Origin of the sequence: Inhella crocodyli (assembly GCF_004004565.1) — a bacterium.
GTDB classification, from domain to species: domain Bacteria; phylum Pseudomonadota; class Gammaproteobacteria; order Burkholderiales; family Burkholderiaceae_C; genus Inhella; species Inhella crocodyli.
Genome location: NZ_SACM01000001.1, coordinates 83,279 through 107,193, shown reverse-complemented (window position 1 = coordinate 107,193; position 23,915 = coordinate 83,279). Strand labels below are relative to the sequence as shown.

Sequence of the window (23,915 nt, the reverse complement as noted above, 5' to 3'; positions counted from 1 at the left end):
CCCATGCGAACCTTGATCGCCGAAGACGAACCCCTGGCCCGCGAAGGCCTGGTGGAGTGGGTGCAAGCCATGCCCCAGCTGAGCCTGGTGGACGCGGTGGGCGACGGCGTGCGCGCGCTGGCCGCCATCGAGGAGCACCAGCCCGACCTGGTGCTGATGGACATCCAGATGCCGGGAATGACCGGCCTGCAGGTGCTGCGCGCGCTGGCCAGCGACCCCGAGCGGCGCCTGCCCGCGGTGATCTTCACCACGGCCTACGACGAACACGCACTCACCGCCTTCGAGTTGCACGCGGTCGACTACCTGCTCAAGCCCTTCGCCCGGGACCGTTTCGAAGAGGCGGTGCAGCACGTCATCGCGCAACAAGGCAACACCGGCGCCGAGCCACTGCGCGCGCTGGAAGCCGCCAGCAGCGAGAGCCCCGAGCCCCTGCAGCGCCTGCTGGTGCGGGACATGGGGCGCATCGTGCCCCTGCACGTGGACCGCATCGAGCACTTGCGCTCCGACACGAAGTACACCGCCATCGTCACCGGCGGCAAGACCTACCTGGTGCGCCTGCCCATCACGCACTTTGGCCAGCGCCTGGACCCGCAGCGCTTCCTCAAGGTCAACCGCAGCTGCATCGTCAACCTCGACTTCGTCGACAGCATGACGCCCGACGACAGCTCGCAACTCGTGGTGCAGCTGCGCGACGGCAGCCGCTTCACGGCCAGCCGCGAGGTGTCCAAGGAACTTCGGGCCCAGTCGCTATGACCCGCGCTTCGCATCGCCTGCGTTTCGCCTGGGTCCTGGTGGGCTGCGTGGGCCTGATCGCCGCGCCGGCGCGCGCCAACCTCGAGGCCGTGCCCGGCAAGACCTTCGCGCCAGGCCCCTTCGACAGCGTCTACCTCACGGGCGTGGCCACCGTGCGCTTCCTTCAGGGCGACCGCGACGAACTGTTCGTGGAAGGCGACGCCGAAGTGCTGGGTGAGGTTGACGTGACCCTGGAGGGCAAGCGCTTGGTGGTGCGCAATCGCGGCTCCTGGAAGTTCTGGCGAAGCACACAGCAGCGCACACGGATGGTCCTGGTGGCGCGTGACCTTCGCTCGCTGAAGATCTCGGGCGCGGCCAACTTTGTGTCGTCCGAACCCGTCACGCTGGCGCAACTGCAGGTCGACATCTCTGGGGCGGCGGTGGCCCGGTTCGACAAACTTCAAACCGAGCGCTTGGTGTTCTCGGTCTCAGGGGCCGGCGATGGGCATTTCACCGGACGGGCCCCCACCCTGACCGTGAACATCGCGGGGAAGGGCGACTTCTTCGGCGCCGATTTAGAGGCTCAGCAAGCCAAGGTGAGCATCAGCGGCCTGGGCAAGGCGCGCTTGTGGGTGCACAAAACCTTGGATGCCAGCATCACCGGCATCGGCACCGTGGAGTACTTCGGCACGCCCGTGGTCAGCAAGAAATCCAGTGGCGTGACGCGCTACACCGACCGAGGCCCCCGCCCCACGCCCGTGCCGCCGCCTTCGGCCTTGCCCCCAGTGCCGGTGTTCCCGCCGGCCCCCTGACGCGCTGGCCTGTGCAAGACTGGCGGACACCATGGCCCTCCGACCCGCCGCCCGCCGCTTCCGCCTGAAGGCCCTGCTCGCCCTGGCCACGGCAACGGCCATGGCCCTCCGGGTCGCGGCCGCCCCGGGCGAGGTGGTCTTCATCGCCGCCACCAATCACACGGCGCCGCTGTCCACCTTCACGGGCGAGCGCCTGAGCGGCGGCATCGTGAAGGACCTGGGCGATGCGCTGGCCCAACGGCTGGGCCTACGGGCCCGCTACCTCAGCCTGCCCAGCAAGCGAGCCCCCCAAGCCTTGCGCGATGGCGCGGGCGACCTGCTTTGTTACACCCGGCCGCAGTGGATCGGCAGCGACTTCCTGTTCACGGTGCCGGTGCTGCCCAACGCCGAGGTGGTGGCCGCCCGGGGCGATGCGCCGGCCTTGCACCAACTGCGCCAGTTGGCCGACCAGCCCCTTGGCACCGTGCTGGGCTACCACCATCCCGAGGTGGAAAAGGCGCTGGGGCCAGGCTTCCGGCGCGACAACGCGATCGACATGACGGCCAACCTGCGCAAGCTGATGGCCGGGCGCATGGCCTACGCCCTGACCGACCACCTCGTGTTGAGCGACCTGCAACGCCGCCACCCAGAGCTGGGCCTGCGCGAGGAGTTGGTCGTTGGCCGCTTTGTCGCGCCCTGCGCCTTGTCGCCCAAGTCCAGCCTGTCGCTGAAGGCCATCAACGCCGCCCTCAAGGCCTTGATGGCCGAGGGCGAGGTGCAGCGCATCCTCGACCGCTACGCGCCCGCGTCCCCGCCCTGAGGCCGGCCCTCACAGAGGCGTGGGGTGCACGACGAGCCCGTCCTCGTCGGCCAGCAGCCACTCGCCGGGGCGAATGGCTGTGCCGTCGATCAGCAGCGGCACGTCGCGCAGGCCCTGCCCCAAGCGCTCCGTGGGCAAAGGCACGTGGCCCAGCGCCCAAATGGCGATCGGCTGCGCGCGCAACTCGGCCAAGTCGCGCACCGCCCCGTGAATCAACAGGCCCGCCCACGCGTTTCGCGCGGCCGCGGCGGCCAGGTTGCCCCCCAGCAGTGCCCGGCGCAGGCTCATGCCCCCGTCGACCACCAGCACCCGGCCCTGGCCCGGGCCTTCCACGGCGGCCTTGACCTGGGTGTTGTCCTCCAGGCAGCGCACTGTGCTGATGAGGCCCGCCATGCCGGGCGCGCCGCCGTAGGAGCGCCATCGGCTGCCCGGCATCACCCGGAACACGCCCGGGTCGTCGCCTTTGTGGAGGTCGCAGAGATCGCAGGTGGAGAGGTTCATCGTTTCGAATCCGGCAAGCGCCACAACCAAGTGGCCACACTCAGGCACATCAGCGCGGCCAGCAGCGAGGCCCACCAGGGCGCTCGCCAGGCGGCGAGGCCGCAGGACAGGGCCATCATGCCGCTGGCCCACCACTTCGCCCGACGGGGCACGCTGCGCGTGGCGCGCCAGTCGCGCACCATCGGCCCCCACCGCGGGTGGGCCAGCAACCAGGCCTCCCAGCGCGCACTGCCGCGGGCAAAGCAAGCGGCGGCCAGCAGCACGAAGGGCACGGTGGGCAAGATCGGCGTGACCACCCCAAGCAGGCCCAGGGCCAAGCTGAGAAAGCCCGCAGCGATCCACAGCACGCGCCAGGGACGTGGCTTGGCGGGCGTGGCAGGAACCTCGGGCGCTTGCGGCAACATGGCGCCATCTTGCCACCCGGGGTCGCCGCCCATGCCCGTCGTCACTTGCATCGAAGACCTTCGCCGCCTGGCCCAACGGCGTGTGCCGCGCATGTTTTACGACTACGCCGACGCCGGCAGTTGGACCGAGAGCACCTACCGCGCCAACGAGGCCGACTTCCAGGCCATCAAGCTGCGCCAGCGCGTGGCCGTGAACTTGGAGAACCGCAGCACCGCCGCGACCATGGTGGGCACGCCCGTGGCCATGCCCGTGGCCTTGGCCCCCACCGGCCTGACCGGCATGCAGCACGCCGACGGTGAGATGCTCGCGGCGCGTGCCGCCGAGCGTTTTGGCGTGCCCTTCACCCTGTCCACGATGAGCATCTGCTCCATCGAGGACGTGCGCTCGGTGACCACGAAGCCCTTTTGGTTTCAGCTCTACGTGATGAAGGACCGCGCCTTCATCGAAGCCCTGATCGACCGCGCCAAGGCCGCCGGCTGCGGCGCGCTGGTGCTGACCCTGGACCTGCAAATCTTGGGGCAACGCCACAAAGACCTGAAGAACGGCCTCTCCGCCCCGCCCAAGCCCACCCTGGCCAACCTGATCAACCTGGCCACCAAGCCCCGCTGGTGCTGGAACATGCTGCAAACGCCGCGGCGCAGCTTCGGCAACATCGTCGGCCACGCCAAAGGCGTGGGCGACTTGAGCAGCCTGTCGAGCTGGACGGCCGAGCAGTTCGATCCGGCCCTGAACTGGGGCGACGTCGAATGGATCAAGCGACGCTGGGGCGGCAAGCTGATCCTCAAGGGCATCCTGGACGAAGAAGACGCCCGCTTGGCCGTGGCCAGCGGTGCCGACGCCCTGATCGTCAGCAACCACGGCGGACGCCAGCTGGACGGCGCGGAAAGCAGCATCGCCGTGTTGCCGCGCATCGTGCAGGCGGTGGGGCGCGAGATCGAGGTGCACATGGACGGCGGCATCCGCAGCGGGCAGGACGTGCTCAAGGCCTGGGCGCTCGGGGCGCGGGGCACCTACATCGGGCGGCCGTTCCTGTACGGGTTGGGGGCGATGGGCGAGGCCGGGGTCACGAAGTGCCTGGAGATCCTGCACAAGGAGCTGGACCTGACGATGGCGTTTTGTGGGCACCGGCGCTTGGTGGAGGTGGATGGGCGGGTGTTGGCGTCGGCACGCCGCTGACGCCCTTCGAGCGGCGGCGCGCCCACAAAGAAAGGGGCCCTCCGAAGAGGGCCCCTTTCACCTTCAACGGGCAACGCTCACAGCGCGCCCATTTCCTTCAGCAGGCGATCCGCCTTGTCCACATAGCGCATCTGCCACTGCATGTAGCGCGCGTCCACCACGATGCTGCGGGTGGTCTTGGGGTTGAAGTCCCAGTCGCTGATCACGGCGTCCAGCGTGCCGTCGAACAGCAGGCCCACGAGCTCGGCCTTGCGGTTGAGCACGGGCGAGCCGGAGTTGCCACCGGTCGTGTCCAGGGTGGCCAGGAAGTTCACCGGCACGCTGTTCAGCGACTTGACGCCGTAGGGGCCGAACTCGCCCTTCTGGATGGCCGCCCGTTGCTCGGCCGGGGCGTCAAAGTCGCCCTTGCCCTGGTGCTTGGCCGTGATGCCGCGCAGCGTGGTGAACGCCGTCCAGACGCTGCCGTCCGGGCCCTCGCGGCCGGCGACCTTGCCAAAGCTCACGCGCAGGGTGCCGTTGGCGTCGGGGTACACCGCCTGGCCCTGGCTCGCCTTGTGGGCGATGCGGGCCTTCATCACGTCGGCATAGGCCTGCTGGACCTGGCCGGCCAGCTCTTTGGCGCGGGCTTCGCGGGCTTGGTCGTCGGCATACAGGGCGACCGCGGCGGCGATGAAGGGGTCGCTGCTTTGCGCGAACTCGGCCGGCGTGCGGCTCAGCCAGGCCAAGCGCTCGGCCTTGTCGGTCAGCTGGGTTTGCGCGTGCAGCGCCTCCACGCGCGCCTTGACGGCCTCGGCGCTCATGCCGGCTTGCAGGCCCAGGGCTTGCAAGTAGCCGGCGTTCAGCAGCTCGGCCGGTTGGGCCAGGTACTGGGTCAGGAAATGCACGACCTTGGCCTTTTCGGTCTGCGCGTCAAAACGGCGCTCGAAGGCCTCCAGGCCGGCCTTGCGCCGGGGCAGGTCGCGGTCTTGGAAGCCGGCCTTGCGCTCGGCGTCGGGCAGCGCGCGCTGGTGGGCGTTTTGCAGCAGGTCGCGGGCAGTGCCCAACAGGGCGGGCGCGCTCAGGCTCAGCAGGAAGTCGCGCTTGCTCTGCGCTTGGCCTTCGGCCAGCAGGGCGTCGATGCGCGCCAGGCTGGCGCCGAACTCGGCCTGGCGCTTGGCGTCGGCCTGCACCCAGGCCTTGAGGGCCTCGTGCTGTGCCTGCTTGCGGGCCAGGATGTCGCTGCCCTCGTAGCTGGCCTGCTGGCCCTCCCAGTTTTTGTGGGCGTTGCCCAAGCCGGCCACGGTGTTGGCCAGCTTGATCTCGGCGTCGCGGCGGCCGGTGGTCTCGCGCTTGATGATGTCGAGCCAATCGCCGAAGGCCTGGATGTTGCGCGGACGCAGCCAGCCGAAGGTGAAGTCCACCTCCGCCGGCAGCGCGTGGCGGCTGGTGCGGCCAGGGTAGCCGGTGACCATGACGAAGTCGCCTTCGTTCAGCGGGCTGCTGGCGAGCTTGAGGTGGTGCTTGGGCGTGTAGGGCTTGTTGGCGGCGTTGAAGTCGGCCGGCTTGCCGTCCGGGCCCACGTAGGCGCGGTAGAAGCTGTAATCGCCCGTGTGGCGGGGCCAAATCCAGTTGTCGGTGTCACCGCCAAAGCGACCAACCATGTCGGCCGGGGCGTGCACCAGGCGCACGTCGCGAATTTCCAACTGCGTGAACAGCTGGTACTGCAGGCCGCCGTAGAACGACACCACGTTGCAGCGGTAGCCCTGGGCATTTTCACACTCGGCCACCAGGGCCTTTTGGCGGGCTTCGATCGCGTCCACGCGGGCCTTGCCTTGCAAGGCCTTGACGGCGGGGGTCAGCACCTCGGCCGTCACGTCGCGCACGGCCTCGGTCACCAGCACCCGGCTGCCGGGCGCGGCCGGCAGTTCCTCGGCGAAGCTGGCGGCCAAGAAGCCGTTCTTCAGCAGGTCGCGCTGCGGGTTGCTGTTGAACTGGATGCTGCCGTAGGCACAGTGGTGGTTGGTGACCACCAGGCCCTGGGGCGACACGAAGGACGCCGTGCAGCCCCCGAGGCTGACGATCGCGCCCATGGGGAACTGGGTCAGTTGCGTGAGCTTGGCCGGGTCCAGGGCCAAGCCGGTGGCCTTGAGGTCCTTGGCGATCACGGGCAACTGGGCGGGCATCCACATGCCTTCGTTGGCATGCGCCAGGCCGATGGCGAGGGTCAGGGGCGCCCAGCGCAGCGCGCGGGCCAGGGTCTTGGGGCTCATGGTGGGCAAGCGAAAAAGCAAAACCCGGCACGCTACCCAGCTTTCGGGCGGCGCGCATGTGCCATCGGCCATGGCGCGCCACACCGCACGACCCTTACTTCCAGCGAATCGGCTCCAAATCCACGCTGCCGCCGGCGCCACCGGTCAGCATCAAGTGGCCCTCTTGCACCGTGGCCTGCAATTGCATGCTGCGCTCGGCCAAGGCGGTCAACTCGGCCATCGCCGCGTGAGGCAGTCGCCACACCTGGAGCTTGTCCAGGCGGGTGAGCTTGGTTTCGATGCCCCGCCACCACACCTCGGCCGTGGGGCCGAAGGCGTAGACCACCACGGCCTCGGCCTTGCTGCAGGCCTTTTGCAAGGCCTTGTCGTCGGGCTGGCCGACCTCGATCCACAGGCGCTTGGCGCCGGTGTAGTCGGTCAGCACCACGTCGGGGTCGTCGGCGTCGCTCAGACCGGCCCCGAAGGCCAGGGTCGCGTCGCCGTTGCAGCGGGTCTGCAGCTCGTGGGCGTGCAGGCCCAGGGCCACCAAGCGCACCATCATGCGCTCGTCGGTTTCGCTCGGGTGGCGAGCCAGGGTCAGGTTGTGGTCGGCGTAATAGGCGTGGTCGATGTCGGCCACGGCCAGGTTCGCTTTGAAGATCGTGCTCTTGAGGGCCATGGCGGCAGTATCGGTGGCCGCCCCGTGGGCGGCGGAAATGCAGGGCCAGGACCGCCCATTTCTCGGCGGGGCGCGCGGGCATGGCTTTGAGAATCGGGGCACCCTTTCGACCCCCACGCCGCCATGCGCCCGACCGCCCTTTCCTGGCTTCTCGCCCTTGCCGCTTCGGCCTTGCTCGCCGCATGCGGGGGGGGCGGAGGCGGCGGGGCCGCGACGACAAGCCCTGGCGCGTCCACGCCGGCGCCCAGCGCGGCCGTGCTGCGTGGCGTGGCCTCGGTGGGCGCCCCGCTGGGGGGGGCGCTGGTGGCGGTGGTGGACGCCAAGGGCACGGCCGTGGGCAGCGCCACCGCCCACCCGACGGACGGCAGCTATTCGCTGACCCTCAACACCGCCACGCCCACCCTGCCGCTGTTGCTGCAGGCGCGGGGCCGCGATGCCGCCGGCCAGTGGGTGATGCTGCACACCGTGCTGACCGAACTGAGCGCCAGCACCACCGCGCACATCACCCCGCTCACCCAGGCCCATGCCGCCTTGGTGCTGGGCGCCGACCCCCACGCCGCCTTCCTCAAGCCCGCCGACAGTGCTTTGCCCACGGCCACCACGGCGCTGAGCACCGCGGCCTCCGACTTCTTGAAAACCGTGATCAAGACCTCGCTGGGCGACTTGAAGATCACGGCCACGGCCCTGGACCTCCTCAGCAACAGCGGCTTCGCCACGGCCAAGAGCCCTGCCGACCTGCTGCTCGAGGCCTTGCGGGTGGGCTTGGACGGCAACAGCAGCCCGAAGCTGCAACTGTCGAGCAAGTTCTTGGCCTCGCCGGCGGCCGAGGTGGAAATCGACCTGGCCACGGCGCGCGCCGAACTGCTGAAAACGACGGGGGCCGTGCCCGCCAATGCCATCACCAGCACGCTCAAGGTGACCAGCGGCGCGGCCACGGTGCTGACCAACGCCAGCCTGATCGACGGCGTGGCCACCACGGTCAACCCCATGCTGGCCCGCGCGGCACCGGCCGACGACTACAAGGCGCTGCGCACCGGCTCCACCGTGACCGACACCAACGCGGTGCTGTACGGCTACGAGCGCCACGACGGGGTCGACAGCGACGCCTTGGCCGCCCAGTTCGCCGCCTGGGGGGCCGCCGGCCTCCAACTGGGGCCGCTGCAGGTGACGGGCTGCGCCGACGACGTGGCCAAGACCGGCGATTGCCTTCGCGTGCTGGTGGCCGGCGCCCTGACCGACCGCAACGGCGCCGTGAAGGCCCGGCTGCTCAACGCCGTCACCTACAACACGACACAAAAGCGCTGGAAGCTCATCGGCAACGGCAAGTACGTGGCCCTGGCCTTGCGCCCGAGCAGCCTGCTGCGCCTGGACGCCCAGGGGCGCAGCGAAACCAGCCTGCCCAACCCCAGCGCCGGCGTGGCCATCGAGGTGCCCGACAGCGGCCTGACGCAAACCACCGCCCAAGCCCCTTCGGGCTTCGCCGTGCCCCTGGCCACCTGCCTGCGCCCGCTCATGTGCCTGTCGACCCCAGGGGCGACGAGCACTTTGTCCACCGGCGGCCTGCTGGACCAATTCCTGCAGGCCACCACCACCAGTTGGCTGACGGGCGTGGACGCCCAGCGCGGTGCCCGCTACACCTTGAGCTACCTGCGCGGCACGGTCAGCGAATCGCGCCGGGCGTTCTTGCCCGCCACCGTGCTGCTGCCCGCCGCGGCCCGCCACCCCAGCCTGGACGGCCCCAGCACCAGCGCCCCACTCACCGTGGCCGGCCTGGCCAACGGCCTGAGCCTGAAATGGGGCCCCTGGGTGGCCGCCCAGCCCGACTTGCGCTTGATCGAGTTGCGCATCGTCATCCGGTACGCCAACCGGGCCGACACCTTCTTCCTCGTGATCGACGACCAAACCGAGGTGCGCCTGCCCGGGGTGAGCGCCAGCAACGGCACGCCCACGGGGCATGAGATTTGGCTGGTGGCCGAAGACGTGCGCGGACAACAATTGCTCACGCGCTACACCTTGGCCCCCTGAATCGGCGCGCCCCTGCATCCAAACCCGTCCGGCGGTCGTATGCCAGCCATGAACCCCATTTCATCCGATTCCCACAACGAGCTGGTCCTGGTCTTGGACCGCGTGGCCGCCGGCGATGCCGACGCCTTGCGCCAGCTCTACGACGCGGCCGCGCCCCGGCTGTACGGCCTGGCCTTGCAGGTGCTGCAGCACCGTGATTTGGCGCAAGACGCGCTGCAAGAGGCCTTTTTGCAGGTCTGGCGCAACGCGGGCGACTACCGCGCCAGCTTGTCGCCTCCCATGGCCTGGCTGGGCATGATCGTGCGCAGCCGTGCGCTGGACCTGCGGCGACGCCGGCAGTCGGCGCGGGCCGATGCCGTGTCCCTGGACGACGACGGCGACGGCGAGCAAGAGCCCTTGGCGGCCCGCTTGGTGGACCCCGAGGCCGGACCCGACGAGCGCCTGCAGGCCAGCCAGCTGTCGCGCACCCTCCACCATTGCCTAAGCAAGCTCGAGGCCAAGCAACGCGACGCCGTGGCCCTGGCCTACCTTCGCGACCTGAGCCACAGCGAACTGGCCGCCCAGCTCAGCGTCCCCTTGGGCACGGTCAAGAGCTGGGTGCGCCGTGGGCTGCTGCAGTTGCGCGGCTGCCTCAGCGCCTTTGCAGGAGGCCTGGCATGAAGCTGCAAGGAGAACGCCTCGAACTGATCGCCGCCGCCTACGTGCTGGGCACGCTGCAGGGCGGTGCCCGCCGCCGGCTCGAAACCCTGGCCCGCCAGCACCCCGAGGTGCGCGAGGCCGTGCTGCGGTGGCAGCACCATTTGGCGGGCTTGACCGAATTGGTCCCCGAGGTGGCGCCGCCGGCCGCGCTGTGGCCGCGCATCGAAGCGGTGTTGCGGGCCGACCTGGCCCTGCGCCGCGGAGGGGCCGTGTCGGCCACGGCCCCACGGCCCAACGCGCCGCGGCCCGGTGCGCGCGGCGGCGCGCGGGCGCTGGGCTGGGGCTGGGTCAGTGCCGGGCTGGGCCTGGCCTTGGTCGCTGCCGTGGGTTGGGGGCAGCTGCAAGAGCGGCGCTGGCAAGGCGACCTGGGGCAACTGCGCCAGCAACTCGTCGGACAGGCGCAAGCCGCCCAGCAGGCGCAGGCGGAGTTGGCCAACATCCACCGCGTGGGCCAGGTGGCTGTGCTCAGCGACGAACGCTCCGGCGCGGCCTTGCTGGTCACCTTCGACCCGCAGCGCCAGCAACTGCAGGTCAAGCGCGTGGGCACTTACCAAGAAGCCGACGAGAAGTCGCTGCAACTCTGGACCCTCGCGCCGGGCCAAGCCCCCAAGAGCTTGGGGGTTCTGGGGCGCCAGACGCGGGCACAGCTGGCAGCGGCCCAAACCGACGTGAACGACCAGCGCGTGCTGGCCGTGAGCTTGGAGCCCCTGGGCGGCGTGCCCAGCGAACGCGGTCCCACCGGGCCGGTCTTGTTCAAGGGCGCGGTGCTCGGCGTCTGACCCGACCGCGCCCGACGCACGCCCCGTTGGCCCGCCAGGGCAACGGGGCGTCGTTGCTTCTGGGCCGCTACGCCCCGCCCCGCCCACCGGATGCACAGACTTCCTCGGGGATGGTTTTCACATCCGTTGACATCTGGGGCTTCTGCTGCGGCGTACCTGAGTCGTGGCCCGCTTCGGCCTCGCTCAGGAGAACCCCATGTCACGTGCACGTCGCCCCCGCCTTCCCGTTCGCCCCGTTGCCCTGGCCTTGCTGGCCCTGGGATGCACGGCGATGGCCTTGCCCAGCCAGGCCTCCTCGCACCGCGAGGCCCCGTTCATCACCACGCAGCCCAAGGTCGATGGCGCCGACTTTTACGCCTTCAACAGCTACGAGGCCGGCCGCACGGGCCACGTCACCTTCATCGCCAACTACCTGCCGCTGCAGGACGCCTATGGCGGCCCGAACTACTTCAGCCTCGACCCCAACGCGCTGTACGAAATCCACATCGACAACAACGGCGACGGCGTCGAGGACTTGACCTTCCAGTTCCGCTTCCAGAACACCCTGGCCAACAACGGCAACGGCGTCGCGCTCAACATCGGCCCCCAAGGCAACCAGAAGTCGGTGGCCATCCCGCTGCGCCAGGCCGGTCCGGTCACGGGCGCGGCCAACGACCCCCTGAGCTACCGCGAAAGCTTCGAGGTCACCCTGGTGCGCGGCGATCGCCGCATGGGCACCCGCCAGCTGCTGACCAATGCCAACGGCGGCAGCAGCCGCTTTGACAAGCCGATCGACTACATCGGCGAAAAGACCCTGGGCAATGCCATGGCTTACGAGGCCTACGCCGGCCGCCACGTCTACAGCGTCAACATCCCCGGCTGCAGCGCGCCGAGCAAGGTCTTCGTCGGCCAGCGACAAGACCCGTTCCCGGTCACGCTGGGCACCATCTTCGACCTGGTCAACGCGCCAGGTGCCGTGATCACCAACGAGGCCAACGCCGCCGCCTTCGGCGCCGGCACCATCGCCGACAAGAACGTCACCACGCTGGCACTGGAGCTGCCCGCGAGCTGCGTCACCCGCACCGGCGAGCCCGTCATCGGCGCCTGGACCACGGCCAGCCTGCGCCAAGCGCGCCTGCTTTCGGGCAAGCCCGCCAGCGGCCTGCAAGCCAGCGAAAAGACCGGCGGCGCCTGGACCCAGGTGTCTCGCTTGGGCATGCCCCTGGTCAACGAGGTGGTCATCGGCCTGAAGGACAAGGACAAGTTCAATGGCGCCAAGCCCAAGGACGACGCCAGCAAGTTCGCCGACTACGTGACCCATCCGACCCTGCCCACGCTGATCGAGGTGCTGTTCGGCGCCAAGGCGCCCACGAACTACCCCCGCACCGACCTGCTCACCGCCTTCCTCACCGGCCTGCCGGGCATCAACCGCCCAAGCAACATCACCGGCCTGGGCCAAGGCGGTCCCCTGGCCGAAATGCTGCGCCTGAACACCAGCACCGCACCCACCCCCATCGCCGCGCAGCACCCGCTCGGCGTGGCCGCAGGCGACCTGGCCGGCTTCCCCAACGGCCGCCGCCCGGGCGACGACGTCGTGGACGTCTCTCTGCGGGTGGCCATGGGCGCCCTGTGCGTGCTCACGGGCGACGCCGACGCGTTGAAGGTCGGCTGCAAACCGGCCGACGCCCCTGATGGCAGTGTGCCCTTCGTCGATGGCAGCCGCACCCGCGCCAGCGATTACCGCGGCGCCTTCCCTTACCTGAACACGCCGCTGCCTGGCGCGAAGAACCTGTGAGGAGCGATGCCATGAGCCCCCTTCGTTTGCGTGCGGCGCCCCTGGCGCTGGCCTGCGCCCTGAGCGCCTGCGGCGGCGGTCGCGAGGCCGAAATGGCCCCCCCGGTCGACCCCGATCCACTGATCGCCGGCACCGACGTGCGCACCAGCGCGACCGTCAGCAGTGCCGGTGCCACCGCCTTCGTGGCCACGGCCAGCGCGATGGACAACGACAGTGCCGAGCCCCTGGCCTTGGGCGACGCCCAACTGGCCACCAGCGACACCGAGGAGCCTGTCGAGTGAAGCACTTGCTGCTGCCACTGGCCGGGCTGCTGACGGCCACGCTCTTGCACGCCATGCCGGTGACCCCCACCGACGACGCCCAGGTGCTGCTGCGCCTGGACGGCGATGCCGGGCCCCGGGCCACCGTCCGCCAATGGCGGCAGCAGCTGCGCCAGAACCCCCTCGACCGCGCCACCGCGCTGCGCCTGGCCCAACACGGGCTGCATGAAGCGCGCCGCCTCGGCGATGCCCGCCCTGCCGGGCAAGCCCTGGCGGCCCTGGCCCCGTTCGGCGACGACCCGCCCGTCGAGGTGGCGGTCTTGCGCGCCACCTTGCTCCAGCACTTGCACCGTTTCGACGAGGCCATCGCCCTCCTGAAAGCCAGCCCCACCCGCCCCCCACTGCCGCCTCAGGGCTGGCTGCTGCTGGCCAGCATCCACCGGACCCAAGGCCGCCTGGCCGAAAGCGACCGCGCTTGCGACGGTCTGGCCGCGTCCGGCGCCCGCTTCCACGCCAGCGCCTGCCGCCTGGAAAACCAGGGCCTCCGGCAGCCCAGCCAAGGCCTCGCGCGCTGGGAGACCCTGATCGGCACCCCAGGGCTGGATGCCCCCACCCAAGCGTGGCTCTGGGCCTCGAAGGGCGAGCAGCAGTGGCGGGCCGGTCAGGTCCACGCGGCCGAAGCGAGCCTGCGCCGAGCACTGAGCCTGAACGACGAGCCCCACACCCGGGTGCTCTTGGCCGATTTGCTGGCCGAGCAAACGACCCGCTTGCGCGAGGCCCTGGACCTGCTGCTGCCCCTCGCCCTCAGCGACGCCGTCTTGGTCCGCCTGACCCACTGGGGCGAACGCCTGGCACATCCCCGAACTGCGGATTGGCGCAACGAACTCCAGGCCCGACAGACCCAGGCCGACGAGCGCCAGGTCCTGGGCCTGGCGCCGACCCACGGTCGCGAACAGGCCTGGTGGTGGTTGACGCGCGACCCCGCCCGCGCGCTGGCCCTGGCGGAGCGCAATGCGCAGACCCAGCGCGAGCCCATCGACCTCTTGATTTGGGCCCGTGCCGCCCAGGCCGCCGGGCAGCCGCAAGCACTGCGCCATGCCCTGCAAACCGCCGCTCGACTGGAGATCCGGGATGCCCGCATGCCTGCGCTCTGAATCCCTTGCCGCTGGCCGCCTGGGCCTGTTGGCCTGGGCCATGGCCCTGTTGCTCCTTTGGCCGCCGCCCACGCAGGCCCACGCCGGCAGCCAGGCCTACCTGCAGCTCAGCGGCGACGCCACCCACAGCCGGCTGCAGGCCGACCTCGCACTGCGCGACCTCGACGCCGCGCTCGACCTCGATGCCGACGGCGACGGGCTGCTGACCTGGGGCGAACTGCGCCAGGCACAGTCGCGCCTCCAACGCTGGGTGTCGCAGGGCGTCGGTCTGAGCGACTGCACCGCCGACTGGCAGCCCAGCCCCCTGTCGCTGGTAGAGCGCAGTGACGGCCTGTACACCCGCCTCGTGCTGACCACCGCCTGTCCCTTGTCAGGCAACGCTTCCCTGCGTTATCACCTGCTGGCCGAGGTCGACCCCACCCACCGCGCCCTGCTCCGCACCGAACGTTCCGGCCAAGCGCGGCAAGCTACCTTGCTCAGCCCGTCGCGTGCGCCAATGCCCAACACCGAGCCCGCTCCGCCCGTCGCCTTTTGGCAAGAAGGCATCCACCACTTGCTCACGGGCCACGACCACCTCTTGTTCCTGCTCTGCTTGTTGCTCCCCGCCCTGCCCCGGCGTCACCTTGTCGGCGCAAACGCCCTCGCCGGGCCCGGCGAATGGACGCAAACCCTGCGCCCCATCGTCGGCTGGGTGACGGCCTTCACCCTGGCCCACAGCGTGACGCTCGGCTTGGCGGTCTTGGCCGGCATTCGCCTTCCCGGCGCGGTGATCGAGCCCTTGATTGCCGCCTCCATCGTGCTGGCGGCGCTGGACAACCTGCGACCCTTCTTGCACCGGTTGTTGGGGCTGCCCCGCTGGGGCGTGGCCCTGGGCTTCGGTCTCGTGCATGGTTTTGGCTTCGCCGGCGCCTTGGGCGAACTCGACTTGCCCGCGCAGGAGTTGGCCTGGGCCTTGCTGCAGTTCAACCTTGGACTGGAATTCGCGCAACTCGGCGTGGTGGCCGTAGCTGTGGCGGCCTTGTGGCGCCTGCGTCGCTGGTCGGGCTACGTCCGATGGGTGCAAGGCCTGGGGTCGGCCCTGGCGGCCGCGCTGGGCACGGCCTGGGTGTGGCAGCGCCTGGCCTGATCAGGCCGTGAAAACGCCCAAGCCCAACCACTGCCCCGCACGCTCGTACTGGTCGTTCAAGCGGTGGGCCATTTGCTGCAATGGCGCGCAGGGGGTGAGCAGGGCCTCGTCCAAGGCCGCCCGGGCGTAGGGCATGTCGTAAAGCATGCGCGTAGCCTCGACGCCCTGGCCTTGGGTTTGCATCAGGCGCGCGAAACGCTGCAAGTCGTCCAAGCGCGCACCGGTGCTCAATCCCCCGAGGCCGGCCAAGCCATCAAACAGGCCATCCAGGCGTTCGTCGAACCACGCGGCCCCGGCGACGTCATGGGCATAGGGGGCGGAGGGCAGAAGGTGGACCATGGGCACCATGCTGCCCAGGTCCACGCCGAACTTGAGGCGGAGGAACGGGGGGAAAACCACCCAGTTCTGCGCCCGATGCCCTTGCTCAGGTTTTGGGGAGGGTGACGCCTCGCTGCCCTTGGTACTTGCCCTTGCGATCGCGATAGCTGGTTTCGCACACCTCGTCGCTCTCGAAAAACAGCACCTGCGCGCAGCCCTCGCCGGCGTAGATCTTGGCCGGCAGTGGCGTGGTGTTGCTGAACTCCAGCGTCACGTGGCCCTCCCATTCAGGCTCGAAGGGCGTGACATTGACGATGATGCCGCAGCGGGCGTAGGTGCTCTTGCCCAGGCAGATGGTCAGCACGTTGCGCGGAATGCGGAAGTACTCGACCGTGCGGGCCAAGGCGAAGCTGTTGGGCGGGATGATGCACACGTCGGCATCGATGCTGACGAAGCTCTTCTCGTCGAAGTTCTTCGGATCGACCACGGTGCTGTGCACGTTGGTGAACACCTTGAACTCGGGCGCGCAACGGATGTCGTAGCCGTAGCTGCTCGTGCCGTAGCTGACGATGCGGCGGCCGTCGATCTCGCGCACCTGACCGGGCTCGTAGGGCTCGATCATCCCGTGCTCTTCCGCCATGCGGCGGATCCATTTGTCGCTCTTGATGCTCATGCGGGGCTCGTGGTGTTCAAGGGGCTGGATTCTGCCGGGCTGGCCGCGGGGCGTCAGGCCTTGCCGCGCAACGCCAGTTCCACGCCCCGGTTGGCCAGTTGGTCGGCCTTCTCGTTGCCCTCGTGGCCGGCGTGGCCCTTCACCCAATGCCACTCGATCTCGTGCAGCGCGCACAGGGCGGCCAATCGCTGCCAGAGCTCGGCGTTCTTCACCGGCTGCCCGGCCGCCGTCTTCCAGCCGCGGCGCACCCAGCCGGGCATCCACTCGGTCATGCCTTTGAGCACGTACTCGCTGTCGGTGTAGAGCTGGATGCGGCAGCTGCGCTTGAGCGTGCTCAGCGCCTCGATGACGGCGGTCATCTCCATCTGGTTGTTCGTGGTGCCCAACTGGCCACCGAACAGCTCTTTCTGGTGCTCGCCCGACACCAGCCAGGCGCCCCAGCCGCCGGGGCCCGGGTTGCCTTTGCAGGCGCCGTCGGTGTAGAGGGTCACGGCGGGCTTCTTGATCAGGGTCATGCGGTACTCGGTCGAGGAAACAGGAGAAATCAGTCGTTGGCCGGCAGGCGAAGGCGGCTGGCCTTGGACGACACCGCCACGCTGGGCGCGCGGCGGCGGGCGCCACTGGGGCGGGCCAGGCCCACCAGGCGCATGCCATGCACCCGCTTGATGGCATGAACGAAGTAGGCCGCGCCGAACACGGGCCACCACGTGGCGCCCAGGCGGTCCATCGCCTGCCAGCGTGCCAGCCACGCTTCCCGCTGCAAAGGCGGGCGCCAGCAGCCAAAGCGCGCCTCCGCCAGCTCCAGGCCCAAGAGCTTGAGCCAGTCGCGCAGGCGCCAGTAGGCGATGAACTCGCCGCTCTGCGGCAAAAAGCGCCCGCCCAGGCGCTGGCGCAAGCCCCACAGGCTGGCGGGGTTCAGGCCCAGCACCATCAACCGTCCTTCGGGGCGCAGCACCCGGTACGCCTCGCGCAAGCGGTGGTGCGGGTCGGCGGCCGACTCCAAGGTGTGCGGCAGCACCAGCAGGTCCAGGCTGTTGGACTCGAAGGGCAAGTCGTCGAAGTCGCAGACCAACTGCGCGGCCCCATGGCCGTGCGGCAAGGCCAGCCAGCGCTGCGGCATCCGGTTGGCCCGAAGGCCTTGCAGCGGGGCCCAGCCCAATTGCAGGGCGTGAAAGCCAAAGACGTCGGCCACGGCGGCGTCGAGTTGCGCCTGCTCCCAGGCCAACAGGTAGCGGCCGGCCGGGCTGTCGAGCCACGCCTCCAACTCTAAAATTGCCGCTTCGTCTGCCATGCGCTCTTGCATGCCCCCATCCGCCTTGTTCCTGAGCCCTGTGCCCGCGTTGACGGACAACTACATCTGGTTGTTGCACTCTGGGCAGGAAGGACGCCAAGCCCTGGCGGTGGATCCTGGGGAGGCGGGCCCCTTGGAACAGGCGCTCGACGACCAGGGCCTGTCGCTCGAAACGATTCTAGTGACGCACCACCACGGGGACCACGTGGGCGGCCTGGCCCGCCTGCGCGCGCGGTGGCCGGGGCTGCGCGTGGTCGGCCCCGCGGGAGAGGCCATCGAGGGCTTGACCGAGCGCGTCCAGGGCGGGGACCGCGTGCACGCCTTGGGGCAGGCATGGCGGGTGCTCGACGTGCCCGGCCACACGGCGGGACACGTGGCCTACGTGCTGGACGCCCCGAGCGATGGCAGCGCACCCGTCTTGTTTTGTGGCGACACCCTGTTCGCCGCCGGCTGCGGCCGGCTCTTCGAAGGCACGCCCGCCCAGATGCAAGCCAGCCTGGCGCAACTGGCCGCGTTGCCGCCCACCACCCGGGTTTGCTGCACCCACGAGTACACCCTCGACAATCTGCGCTTCGCCCGCTGCGTGGAACCCGACTCCGACGCCCTGCGCCAGCGCCAGGCCGAGTGCGACGCCCTGCGCCGCCAAGGCCGCCCCACCCTGCCCTCGACGATGGCGCTCGAGCAGGCCACCAACCCTTTCCTGCGCTGGGCCGAGCCCGGCGTGATCCAAGCCGCGACGCAGCGTGCGCCACAACCCGCCCTCGGGTCCGACCCCGTGGCCGTGTTCACCGCGCTGCGCGCTTGGAAGAACGTGTTTCGATGATGGAGAAGTTCCGCATGACCCCTCGCCTCTCCTTGCTGGCCCTGGCCCTCGCGCTGGTCGGTTGCGCCGCCGTCGACCCGGCCTCCGGCCCCGGCTCGGCCCCCGGCCGGCACTGGACGACCTCGGCCGACGCCCGCGGGGTCGACCCTGTGGCGCCGGCACCGGCCGCCGATGCGCCTCGCTCGCTCGAACCTGCGCTCGCGCCCCCGCCCCCAGTGCCCGTGGTCAAGCGGGTCGAGGACGACCTCAACCCCGACCAGCCCCTGGACCTGCGGGCGCCCGAGGCGCAGCTCGACCTGTGGGCCCGCGTGCGCGCCGGCCTCACCCTGAGCGACTTGGATGGGCCCCGGGTGGACAAGTGGGAGGCCTACTACGCCAAACGCCCGGACTACGTGCAGCGCATGACCGAGCGAGGGGGGCGCTACCTGTTCCACATCGTCGAAGAGGTGCAAAAGCGGAACCTGCCGATGGAGCTGGCCCTGCTGCCCTTCATCGAGTCGGCCTTCAACCCCGAGGCCGAAAGCCGGGTCAAGGCCAGCGGCATGTGGCAGTTCATGAGCGCCACCGGCAAGGACTTCGACCTCAAGCAGAACCTGTTCCGCGACGACCGCCGCAGCGTGCTGGCGAGCACCCGCGCCGCCCTGGACTACCTGGCGCAGCTCGGCCGGCGGTACGACGGGGACTGGCACCTGGCCCTGGCCGCCTACAACTGGGGCATGGGCAACGTCGACCGCGCCATCAAGCGCAATGCGGCCAAGGGCCTGCCGACCGACTACGAGAGCCTCAGGATGCCCAACGAAACGGCCGACTACGTGCCGAAGTTGCAGGCCATCAAGAACATCGTGCTGCGACCGGAGACCTTCGGACTGAGCTTGCCGGAGTTGGCCAACCACCCGTACTTCGTCAGCGTGAGCATCGAGCGGGACATCGACGTGGACCTGGCCGCCCGCCTGGCGGGTTTAAGCGTGGAGCGCTTCCGCCAGTTCAACCCCCAAATGAACAAGCCGGTGGTGCTGGCCGCGGCCACGCCCAACCTGCTGCTGCCCTTCGACAACGCGAACCTTTTCGTGCAGTCGCTGGCCGAGCACCAAGGGCCGATGGCCAGTTGGACGGCGTGGCAGGTGCCGCGCACGATGAAGCCGGCCGAAGCGGCGCAGCACATTGGCATGAGCGAGGCCGCGCTGCGCGAGGTCAACCGCATCCCGCCGCGCATGCTGGTCAAGGCCGGCTCGACCCTGCTGGTACCCCGCACGGCCAAGCGCGACCACGACGTGAGCGAGCACCTGGCCGACACCGCCACCCTGGCCCTGGCCGCCGAGGTGCAACGCCGCACCATCACCCACAAGGCCCGCAAAGGCGACACGGTGGCCAGCGTGGCCAAGCGCTACGGCGTCAGCGCCAAACAGTTGGCCCAGTGGAACGACGTGGGCGTCTCGGCCAAGTTCGCCGCCGGAACGAACGTGACCGTGCAACTGCCGCCAAAGAAAGCCGGCAGCACGCGCGTCGCCCTATCGAAGAAGAACAAGGGCGGCGCCAAGGCGCCCACCCGCAACGTGGTCAAGGCGAAGACGCGGCCCGTCAAGCGCGGCTGACCCCGCGGGCGCCGTCAGTCACAAGCGCTGGCGCCGCTCAGACGAAGAACAGCGCGATCGACAGGCCCAGGCCCAGCACCCACACGAGGCTGCGGGCCTTTTCCTGGTCGGCCAGGTAGCAGGCGATGTAGACGATGCGGGTGGCCACGAAGGCCAGGGCCAGGGCGTCCACGCTGCCCTGAGCCGCGCCCTGTTGCTGGGCCGCCAGCACCCCTGCGATGAACAGGGGCAGGGCCTCGAAGCCATTGGCCTGCGCCGCATTGGCCCGCGCCGACACGCCTTGCTGCCTGGCCAGCCATCCGCGCGGGTCGTGGTTGTCGTAGCCTCCATCGCGGCGGCGCTTGCCGAAGCCCGGCTTCTTGGCAATGCCGGCGCACACGATGGGCAGCAAGGCGGCGGCGATCAAACAAACATTGGAAATCGTGGTCATGCAGGCTTCCTTTGGGCCCAGGGTGGGGCCCGCGATTGCATCACGCCAGGCGCAGGTCCCGCGCCAGGCAGACCATGGGGCTGCCCGAGCCCGTGTGCGCCGCCCGCTGAACGATCGCATAGCCTGCACGCTCGTACAGCGCGATGAGCGGGCCGTTGTTCGCCCCGGTCCAGGTGCGGGCATGGCTCAGGCCCTGGGCCCGCATCCAGGCCTCGTCGTGCAACAGCAGTTGCCGGGCAATGCCGCGCCGACGGAACGCCGGCCAGACGTAGCTGGTCGTGATCAAGCCCCAATAGCCCGTGTCCAAGGTTTCTTCCGGACCCGCCGGCTCCGCGCGCACGAGGCTGTGGCCCAGCACCTCGTCGTCGACCACGGCGAGCCACACGGCGGCGCAGGCGTGGTCCAGGTGCCATTGCACCCGCTGCCGGAGCCAGTCCAGGCTGTGCAGGGCGCGGCCCATGGCCTCGCCCTCGACCTCGATCAAGGTCGCCTGCATGCCCTGCGCCACGCGCTCGATCTCGCTGGGCGCCGCTGGGTTCAGGGCGCGCAAGCGAACCGTGCTCATCGCCGGTCGGCGAAGGCGTGGGCCAAGGTGCCCAGGTCGACGAACTCCAACTCGCTGCCCACCGGCACGCCACGCGCCAAGCGCGTGACCAACAGGCCCTGCGCCTTCAGCGCCTCGCCCAACAGGTAGGCCGTGGCCTCGCCCTCGGCGGTGAAGCTGGTGGCCAGGATGACCTCGCGCACCTGCCCGTCCGTGGCCCGGTGCAAAAGCGCTTCGGCGCCGATGTCACGCGGGCCCCGCCCTTCGATGGGGCTGACGCGGCCGCCCAGCACGAAGTAGTAGCCCTTGTACGAACCGCTGCGCTCGATCACGGCCTGATCGGCCGGACTTTCGACCACGGCCAGCAAGCCCGGGTCGCGCCGCGTGTCGCTGCACACGCCGCAGACCGGGTCTTCCGAAAACCCATGGCAGCGCGCGCAGGTTTGCACCCGAGACAGCGCCTGCGACAGCGTGGCCGCCAGCGCCTGCGCGCCGCTGCGGTCGTTCAGCAGCAGGTGGTAGGCCATGCGCTGCGCGCTCTTGGGCCCCACCCCGGGCAGCCGGCGCAGTGCGTCAATCAGTTGGTCCAGGGCGGCCATGCGTCGAGGTTCAGTCTGAGTTGTCCAGTGACCGCCGCGAGCGGTCCCAGGTTGGCGCGAGAAGCGCAGCCGTACACCGGTACGGCGAGCATCGCAGCGTCAAGTAGGGGTCGCGCAGCCGGTCAATGGCGACTCAGAAGGGGAACTTCATGCCGGGGGGCAGCGGCAGGCCGGCGGTGAGCTTGCTCATCTTGGCCTCGCTCGCCTCGGCCGCGCGGCGCACGGCGTCGTTCATGGCCGCGGCGACCAGGTCTTCCAGCATGTCCTTGTCGTCGGCCAGCAGGCTGGGGTCGATGGTGACGCGCTTGACGTCGTGCTTGCAGGTCATCAGCACCTTGACCAGGCCGGCGCCGCTTTGGCCCTCCACCTCGACGAAGGCCAGTTCTTCTTGGGCCTTCTTGAGGTTGTCTTGCATGGCCTGGGCTTGCTTCATCAGCCCGGCGAGTTGGTTCTTCATCATGGGGTGGGTTCCTTGAAACGATCAGACCGGCTGGATGCTGCCGGCCGCGATGCGGGTGGTGTCGAAGTGACGGCGTAAGGCCGCCAGTTCGGGCGATTGTTCGAGTTCGGCCTCGGCCGCCGCTTGGCGGGCTTGGGCCGCGGCGGCGTCGCGCAAGGCGGGGCTGTCGGTGACGGCGCCCGCTTGCACCTGCAACTGCACCGGTTTGCCGGCATGCTGCTCCAACACGGCTTGCAACTTGGCCACGGCCGGTCCCGCCCGCAAGGCCTCGCTGGCCACTTGCAAGGTGACCCGCCATTGGGCCTCGCCCGCCTCCAAAACGAGGCACTGCGCCTGCAGCGCCAAGGTGCGGGCCAGGGCCGTCGCCCCCAACTGCGGCAACAAAGCGGCCCAGGCCTCGCCCTGGGCGGTGGGCTGCAAGGTGGCGGCGGACGCCGGCGTGGACCTTAGCGCTTCGCGAGCCTGGGGTGCTTCGTCGGCCGGGGCTTCTTGGCCCCGCGCCTCGGGCAGCGCTGCTGTCTCAAGCGCCAGCTCGACGTCGGCCGCCAAGTCTGGGCCCTCGGCCTCCTCGGGCGGCAGGTCGAGCCACGGGGGCACCTCGTCGTCGGCCACGTCCACCGCCGCCAAGGCCGCCTGCGGCACCGAGGGGCTCGGGGCCGGCGTGGGCGCTGGGGCGGGCACCGGTTGCGGCCGCGGAGCCGGGGCTTGCACGGGCCGAACCGGCGCGATCGGCGCCACGGGTTCGACCCGGGGGATTTCGCGAGCGGCGGCCACGGCGGGGGCCGCGACCGGCGAGGCGGCCGCAGGCACCGCCACATGGGCCTGGGCGACCCCTGGGGAGGCCCGCAGGGGCGCTTGGCGCGCCGGCGGCGGGGCAGCCTCGCCTTGCGGGCGGAAGGCCAGCAGGCGCAACACGAGCATCGTCAGGCCGGCGAACTCGTCGGGGGCGAGCGCCAGTTCGGCCCGGCCGTGCAGGCACAGGCTGTAGGCCAACTGCAACTCATCGGCCGGCCATTGGGCCGATCGGCTCAGGGCGTCCGCGGTGTCGGGATCGGCCGGGTCGAGCGCCTCGGGAGCCGCTTGGGCCAGGGCCATCAACTGCAACCAGCGGGCCAATTCGTCGACGGCCCCCAGGGCACTGTGCCCTTCGGCCTGCAGCGCTTGCACCTGGGCCACCAAGGCGGGGCCGCTGGCAGCGCTCACCGCGTCCAGCAGGGCCAGCACGTGCGCCCGCGGTGTGCTGCCCAGCATGCGCAGCACCTCGGCCTCGCGCAGCTGCCCGGCCCCGAAGGCGATGGCCTGGTCGGTCAGCGACAGGGCGTCGCGCATCGAGCCCCGCGCGGCGCGCGAGAGCAGGCGCAGGGCCCCTGCCTCGGCGTCGATGCGTTCGGCCGCCAGCACGGCGCCCAGGTGCTGTTGCACCAGGGCCGGGGGCATGGGGCGCAGGTTGAACTGCAGGCAGCGGCTCAGCACGGTGACCGGGACCTTCTGCGGGTCGGTCGTCGCCAGCACGAACTTCAGGTACTCCGGGGGCTCTTCCAGCGTCTTCAACATGGCGTTGAAGGCGTGGGTGCTGAGCATGTGCACCTCGTCGATCATGTAGACCTTGGTGCGGCCCACCACCGGCTTGTAGACGGCTTGGTCGAGCAACTGCGAGATCTCGTCCACGCCACGGTTACTGGCGGCATCGAGCTCGATGTAGTCGACGAAGCGGCCGGCGTCGATGTCGCGGCAGGCGGCACAAACGCCGCAGGGCTGGTCGGTCACCCCGCCCTGCCCGTCGGCGCCCATGCAGTTCAGGCTTTTGGCCAGGATGCGCGAGATCGTCGTCTTGCCAACCCCCCGCGTGCCAGTGAACAGGTAGGCGTGGTGCAAGCGCCCAGTGCGCAGGGCGTTGCCCAGGGCTTGGACCACATGGTCTTGGCCCACCAACTCGTCGAAACGGCGGGGGCGGTAGCGGCGGGCAAGGACGTGGGCGCTCATCGACGGGCATTTTGCCCTCGCTATCCTTGGCGCCTCGATCAGCCTGCGAATTG

The 23,915-nt window shown here is 70.0% G+C and carries 26 protein-coding genes; 13 read left to right on the top strand and 13 right to left on the bottom strand.

The genetic code is table 11. From position 1 onward, the window contains the following. The first annotated feature begins 3 nt into the window (after positions 1 to 3). Genes EOD73_RS00505 through EOD73_RS00495 form a run of 3 tightly spaced genes read left to right on the top strand, consistent with a single transcriptional unit; the run spans position 4 to position 2,343 of the window. The gene (locus tag EOD73_RS00505) at positions 4 to 753 is read left to right on the top strand and encodes a LytR/AlgR family response regulator transcription factor (protein WP_127679816.1); all 750 of its coding nucleotides are present in this window, start codon (positions 4 to 6) and stop codon (positions 751 to 753) included. Beyond that, a complete protein-coding gene (locus EOD73_RS00500; RefSeq protein WP_127679814.1) occupies positions 750 to 1,544 on the top strand; it encodes a head GIN domain-containing protein in 795 nt (264 codons plus the stop codon). Before EOD73_RS00505 ends, EOD73_RS00500 begins: the two co-directional genes overlap by 4 nt. A 31-nt stretch (positions 1,545 to 1,575) precedes the next feature. Next, a complete protein-coding gene (locus EOD73_RS00495) occupies positions 1,576 to 2,343 on the top strand; it encodes a substrate-binding periplasmic protein (protein ID WP_127679812.1) in 768 nt (255 codons plus the stop codon). Positions 2,344 to 2,352: 9 nt separating this feature from the next. On the opposite strand, the gene rraA is transcribed toward EOD73_RS00495, so the two are convergent. Next, on the bottom strand, positions 2,353 to 2,844 hold the full coding sequence (gene rraA / locus EOD73_RS00490) for a ribonuclease E activity regulator RraA (RefSeq protein ID WP_127679810.1): 492 nt from the start codon (positions 2,842 to 2,844) through the stop codon (positions 2,353 to 2,355). Then, positions 2,841 to 3,299 carry a YbaN family protein gene (locus tag EOD73_RS00485; RefSeq protein ID WP_240660541.1) on the bottom strand — a complete coding sequence of 153 codons (459 nt, stop codon included), beginning with the start codon at positions 3,297 to 3,299 and terminating at the stop codon, positions 2,841 to 2,843. Before EOD73_RS00485 ends, rraA begins: the two co-directional genes overlap by 4 nt. Here EOD73_RS00485 and EOD73_RS00480 point away from each other — a divergent pair. Further along, positions 3,280 to 4,425: an alpha-hydroxy acid oxidase gene (locus EOD73_RS00480; protein WP_127679808.1), complete on the top strand. Its 1,146-nt coding sequence runs from the start codon at positions 3,280 to 3,282 to the stop codon at positions 4,423 to 4,425. The genes EOD73_RS00485 and EOD73_RS00480 overlap by 20 nt on opposite strands. Positions 4,426 to 4,502: 77 nt before the next feature. Here the strand turns inward: EOD73_RS00480 and EOD73_RS00475 are convergent, their stop codons facing one another. Together EOD73_RS00475 and EOD73_RS00470 are read right to left on the bottom strand one after the other, a co-directional pair. Continuing rightward, the gene (locus tag EOD73_RS00475) at positions 4,503 to 6,674 is read right to left on the bottom strand and encodes a S46 family peptidase (protein WP_240660540.1); all 2,172 of its coding nucleotides are present in this window, start codon (positions 6,672 to 6,674) and stop codon (positions 4,503 to 4,505) included. Between the two features lie 94 nt (positions 6,675 to 6,768). Then, positions 6,769 to 7,332: a YaeQ family protein gene (locus EOD73_RS00470; RefSeq protein WP_127679806.1), complete on the bottom strand. Its 564-nt coding sequence runs from the start codon at positions 7,330 to 7,332 to the stop codon at positions 6,769 to 6,771. Positions 7,333 to 7,455: 123 nt separating this feature from the next. On the opposite strand from EOD73_RS00470, the gene EOD73_RS00465 reads away from it, so the two are divergent. The 7 genes from EOD73_RS00465 (at position 7,456) to EOD73_RS00435 (ending at position 15,149) form a co-directional block, all read left to right on the top strand. After that, a complete protein-coding gene (locus tag EOD73_RS00465) occupies positions 7,456 to 9,357 on the top strand; it encodes a hypothetical protein (RefSeq protein WP_164845905.1) in 1,902 nt (633 codons plus the stop codon). A 48-nt stretch (positions 9,358 to 9,405) separates the two neighbouring features. After that, positions 9,406 to 10,017 (top strand): sigma-70 family RNA polymerase sigma factor, encoded by a 612-nt coding sequence (locus tag EOD73_RS00460; RefSeq protein WP_205702390.1) that lies wholly within the window; start codon positions 9,406 to 9,408, stop codon positions 10,015 to 10,017. Next, a complete protein-coding gene (locus EOD73_RS00455; protein ID WP_127679800.1) occupies positions 10,014 to 10,835 on the top strand; it encodes an anti-sigma factor in 822 nt (273 codons plus the stop codon). Before EOD73_RS00460 ends, EOD73_RS00455 begins: the two co-directional genes overlap by 4 nt. 196 nt (positions 10,836 to 11,031) lie before the next feature. Continuing rightward, positions 11,032 to 12,609 carry a DUF4331 domain-containing protein gene (locus EOD73_RS00450; RefSeq protein ID WP_127679798.1) on the top strand — a complete coding sequence of 526 codons (1,578 nt, stop codon included), beginning with the start codon at positions 11,032 to 11,034 and terminating at the stop codon, positions 12,607 to 12,609. Positions 12,610 to 12,620: 11 nt separating this feature from the next. Then, a complete protein-coding gene (locus tag EOD73_RS00445; protein ID WP_127679796.1) occupies positions 12,621 to 12,890 on the top strand; it encodes a hypothetical protein in 270 nt (89 codons plus the stop codon). Then, positions 12,887 to 14,023: a tetratricopeptide repeat protein gene (locus tag EOD73_RS00440; protein WP_127679794.1), complete on the top strand. Its 1,137-nt coding sequence runs from the start codon at positions 12,887 to 12,889 to the stop codon at positions 14,021 to 14,023. Before EOD73_RS00445 ends, EOD73_RS00440 begins: the two co-directional genes overlap by 4 nt. Further along, positions 14,001 to 15,149, top strand: a complete 1,149-nt coding sequence (locus EOD73_RS00435) for a HupE/UreJ family protein (RefSeq protein ID WP_164845904.1) — start codon at positions 14,001 to 14,003, stop codon at positions 15,147 to 15,149. The genes EOD73_RS00440 and EOD73_RS00435 overlap by 23 nt, the downstream gene beginning before the upstream one ends. Here the strand turns inward: EOD73_RS00435 and EOD73_RS00430 are convergent, their stop codons facing one another. The 4 genes from EOD73_RS00430 to EOD73_RS00415 all read right to left on the bottom strand — a co-directional run bounded on the left by EOD73_RS00430 (position 15,150) and on the right by EOD73_RS00415 (position 17,443). After that, on the bottom strand, positions 15,150 to 15,488 hold the full coding sequence (locus EOD73_RS00430) for a hypothetical protein (RefSeq protein ID WP_127679790.1): 339 nt from the start codon (positions 15,486 to 15,488) through the stop codon (positions 15,150 to 15,152). An 85-nt stretch (positions 15,489 to 15,573) separates the two neighbouring features. Then, positions 15,574 to 16,140, bottom strand: coding sequence for a dCTP deaminase (gene dcd, locus EOD73_RS00425; RefSeq protein ID WP_127679788.1), 567 nt, complete (start codon positions 16,138 to 16,140; stop codon positions 15,574 to 15,576). Positions 16,141 to 16,193: 53 nt separating this feature from the next. Further along, on the bottom strand, positions 16,194 to 16,655 hold the full coding sequence (gene rnhA / locus EOD73_RS00420) for a ribonuclease HI (protein ID WP_127679786.1): 462 nt from the start codon (positions 16,653 to 16,655) through the stop codon (positions 16,194 to 16,196). 29 nt (positions 16,656 to 16,684) lie between these two features. Next, positions 16,685 to 17,443: a class I SAM-dependent methyltransferase gene (locus EOD73_RS00415; protein ID WP_240660539.1), complete on the bottom strand. Its 759-nt coding sequence runs from the start codon at positions 17,441 to 17,443 to the stop codon at positions 16,685 to 16,687. Between EOD73_RS00415 and gloB the strand changes: the two genes are divergently transcribed. Together gloB and EOD73_RS00405 are read left to right on the top strand one after the other, a co-directional pair. Next, positions 17,442 to 18,254 (top strand): hydroxyacylglutathione hydrolase, encoded by an 813-nt coding sequence (gene gloB, locus EOD73_RS00410; RefSeq protein WP_205702389.1) that lies wholly within the window; start codon positions 17,442 to 17,444, stop codon positions 18,252 to 18,254. The genes EOD73_RS00415 and gloB overlap by 2 nt on opposite strands. Before the next feature lie 14 nt (positions 18,255 to 18,268). Beyond that, positions 18,269 to 19,846 carry a transglycosylase SLT domain-containing protein gene (locus EOD73_RS00405; protein WP_127679784.1) on the top strand — a complete coding sequence of 526 codons (1,578 nt, stop codon included), beginning with the start codon at positions 18,269 to 18,271 and terminating at the stop codon, positions 19,844 to 19,846. A 37-nt stretch (positions 19,847 to 19,883) separates the two neighbouring features. Here the strand turns inward: EOD73_RS00405 and EOD73_RS00400 are convergent, their stop codons facing one another. From EOD73_RS00400 to dnaX, 5 genes are all read right to left on the bottom strand, one after another. Continuing rightward, on the bottom strand, positions 19,884 to 20,276 hold the full coding sequence (locus EOD73_RS00400) for an MAPEG family protein (protein WP_127679782.1): 393 nt from the start codon (positions 20,274 to 20,276) through the stop codon (positions 19,884 to 19,886). Between the two features lie 40 nt (positions 20,277 to 20,316). Continuing rightward, complete coding sequence (locus EOD73_RS00395) at positions 20,317 to 20,841, bottom strand: GNAT family N-acetyltransferase (protein WP_127679780.1); 525 nt, start codon at positions 20,839 to 20,841, stop codon at positions 20,317 to 20,319. Then, positions 20,838 to 21,419, bottom strand: a complete 582-nt coding sequence (recR, locus tag EOD73_RS00390; protein WP_127679778.1) for a recombination mediator RecR — start codon at positions 21,417 to 21,419, stop codon at positions 20,838 to 20,840. The genes EOD73_RS00395 and recR overlap by 4 nt, the downstream gene beginning before the upstream one ends. 133 nt (positions 21,420 to 21,552) lie before the next feature. Beyond that, entirely contained in the window at positions 21,553 to 21,879 is a 327-nt protein-coding gene (locus tag EOD73_RS00385) for a YbaB/EbfC family nucleoid-associated protein (RefSeq protein ID WP_127679776.1), read from the bottom strand. A 21-nt stretch (positions 21,880 to 21,900) separates the two neighbouring features. After that, on the bottom strand, positions 21,901 to 23,862 hold the full coding sequence (dnaX, locus tag EOD73_RS00380; protein ID WP_127679774.1) for a DNA polymerase III subunit gamma/tau: 1,962 nt from the start codon (positions 23,860 to 23,862) through the stop codon (positions 21,901 to 21,903). Between the last annotated feature and the right edge of the window lie 53 nt (positions 23,863 to 23,915).

Coding starts and splice junctions, on each gene's coding strand:
- EOD73_RS00500 (WP_127679814.1), top strand. CDS start 750: ATGACCCGCGCTTCGCATCGCCTGCGTTTCGCCTGGGTCCTGGTGGGC.
- dcd (WP_127679788.1), bottom strand. CDS start 16,140: ATGAGCATCAAGAGCGACAAATGGATCCGCCGCATGGCGGAAGAGCAC.
- EOD73_RS00400 (WP_127679782.1), bottom strand. CDS start 20,276: ATGACCACGATTTCCAATGTTTGTTTGATCGCCGCCGCCTTGCTGCCC.
- dnaX (WP_127679774.1), bottom strand. CDS start 23,862: ATGAGCGCCCACGTCCTTGCCCGCCGCTACCGCCCCCGCCGTTTCGAC.
- EOD73_RS00415 (WP_240660539.1), bottom strand. CDS start 17,443: ATGCAAGAGCGCATGGCAGACGAAGCGGCAATTTTAGAGTTGGAGGCG.
- EOD73_RS00480 (WP_127679808.1), top strand. CDS start 3,280: ATGCCCGTCGTCACTTGCATCGAAGACCTTCGCCGCCTGGCCCAACGG.
- EOD73_RS00395 (WP_127679780.1), bottom strand. CDS start 20,841: ATGAGCACGGTTCGCTTGCGCGCCCTGAACCCAGCGGCGCCCAGCGAG.
- EOD73_RS00485 (WP_240660541.1), bottom strand. CDS start 3,299: ATGCAAGTGACGACGGGCATGGGCGGCGACCCCGGGTGGCAAGATGGC.
- EOD73_RS00385 (WP_127679776.1), bottom strand. CDS start 21,879: ATGATGAAGAACCAACTCGCCGGGCTGATGAAGCAAGCCCAGGCCATG.
- EOD73_RS00445 (WP_127679796.1), top strand. CDS start 12,621: ATGAGCCCCCTTCGTTTGCGTGCGGCGCCCCTGGCGCTGGCCTGCGCC.
- EOD73_RS00475 (WP_240660540.1), bottom strand. CDS start 6,674: ATGAGCCCCAAGACCCTGGCCCGCGCGCTGCGCTGGGCGCCCCTGACC.
- EOD73_RS00470 (WP_127679806.1), bottom strand. CDS start 7,332: ATGGCCCTCAAGAGCACGATCTTCAAAGCGAACCTGGCCGTGGCCGAC.
- EOD73_RS00405 (WP_127679784.1), top strand. CDS start 18,269: ATGACCCCTCGCCTCTCCTTGCTGGCCCTGGCCCTCGCGCTGGTCGGT.
- EOD73_RS00465 (WP_164845905.1), top strand. CDS start 7,456: ATGCGCCCGACCGCCCTTTCCTGGCTTCTCGCCCTTGCCGCTTCGGCC.
- rnhA (WP_127679786.1), bottom strand. CDS start 16,655: ATGACCCTGATCAAGAAGCCCGCCGTGACCCTCTACACCGACGGCGCC.
- gloB (WP_205702389.1), top strand. CDS start 17,442: ATGCCCCCATCCGCCTTGTTCCTGAGCCCTGTGCCCGCGTTGACGGAC.
- EOD73_RS00435 (WP_164845904.1), top strand. CDS start 14,001: ATGCCCGCATGCCTGCGCTCTGAATCCCTTGCCGCTGGCCGCCTGGGC.
- EOD73_RS00460 (WP_205702390.1), top strand. CDS start 9,406: ATGAACCCCATTTCATCCGATTCCCACAACGAGCTGGTCCTGGTCTTG.
- rraA (WP_127679810.1), bottom strand. CDS start 2,844: ATGAACCTCTCCACCTGCGATCTCTGCGACCTCCACAAAGGCGACGAC.
- EOD73_RS00450 (WP_127679798.1), top strand. CDS start 11,032: ATGTCACGTGCACGTCGCCCCCGCCTTCCCGTTCGCCCCGTTGCCCTG.
- recR (WP_127679778.1), bottom strand. CDS start 21,419: ATGGCCGCCCTGGACCAACTGATTGACGCACTGCGCCGGCTGCCCGGG.
- EOD73_RS00455 (WP_127679800.1), top strand. CDS start 10,014: ATGAAGCTGCAAGGAGAACGCCTCGAACTGATCGCCGCCGCCTACGTG.
- EOD73_RS00495 (WP_127679812.1), top strand. CDS start 1,576: ATGGCCCTCCGACCCGCCGCCCGCCGCTTCCGCCTGAAGGCCCTGCTC.
- EOD73_RS00505 (WP_127679816.1), top strand. CDS start 4: ATGCGAACCTTGATCGCCGAAGACGAACCCCTGGCCCGCGAAGGCCTG.
- EOD73_RS00430 (WP_127679790.1), bottom strand. CDS start 15,488: ATGGTCCACCTTCTGCCCTCCGCCCCCTATGCCCATGACGTCGCCGGG.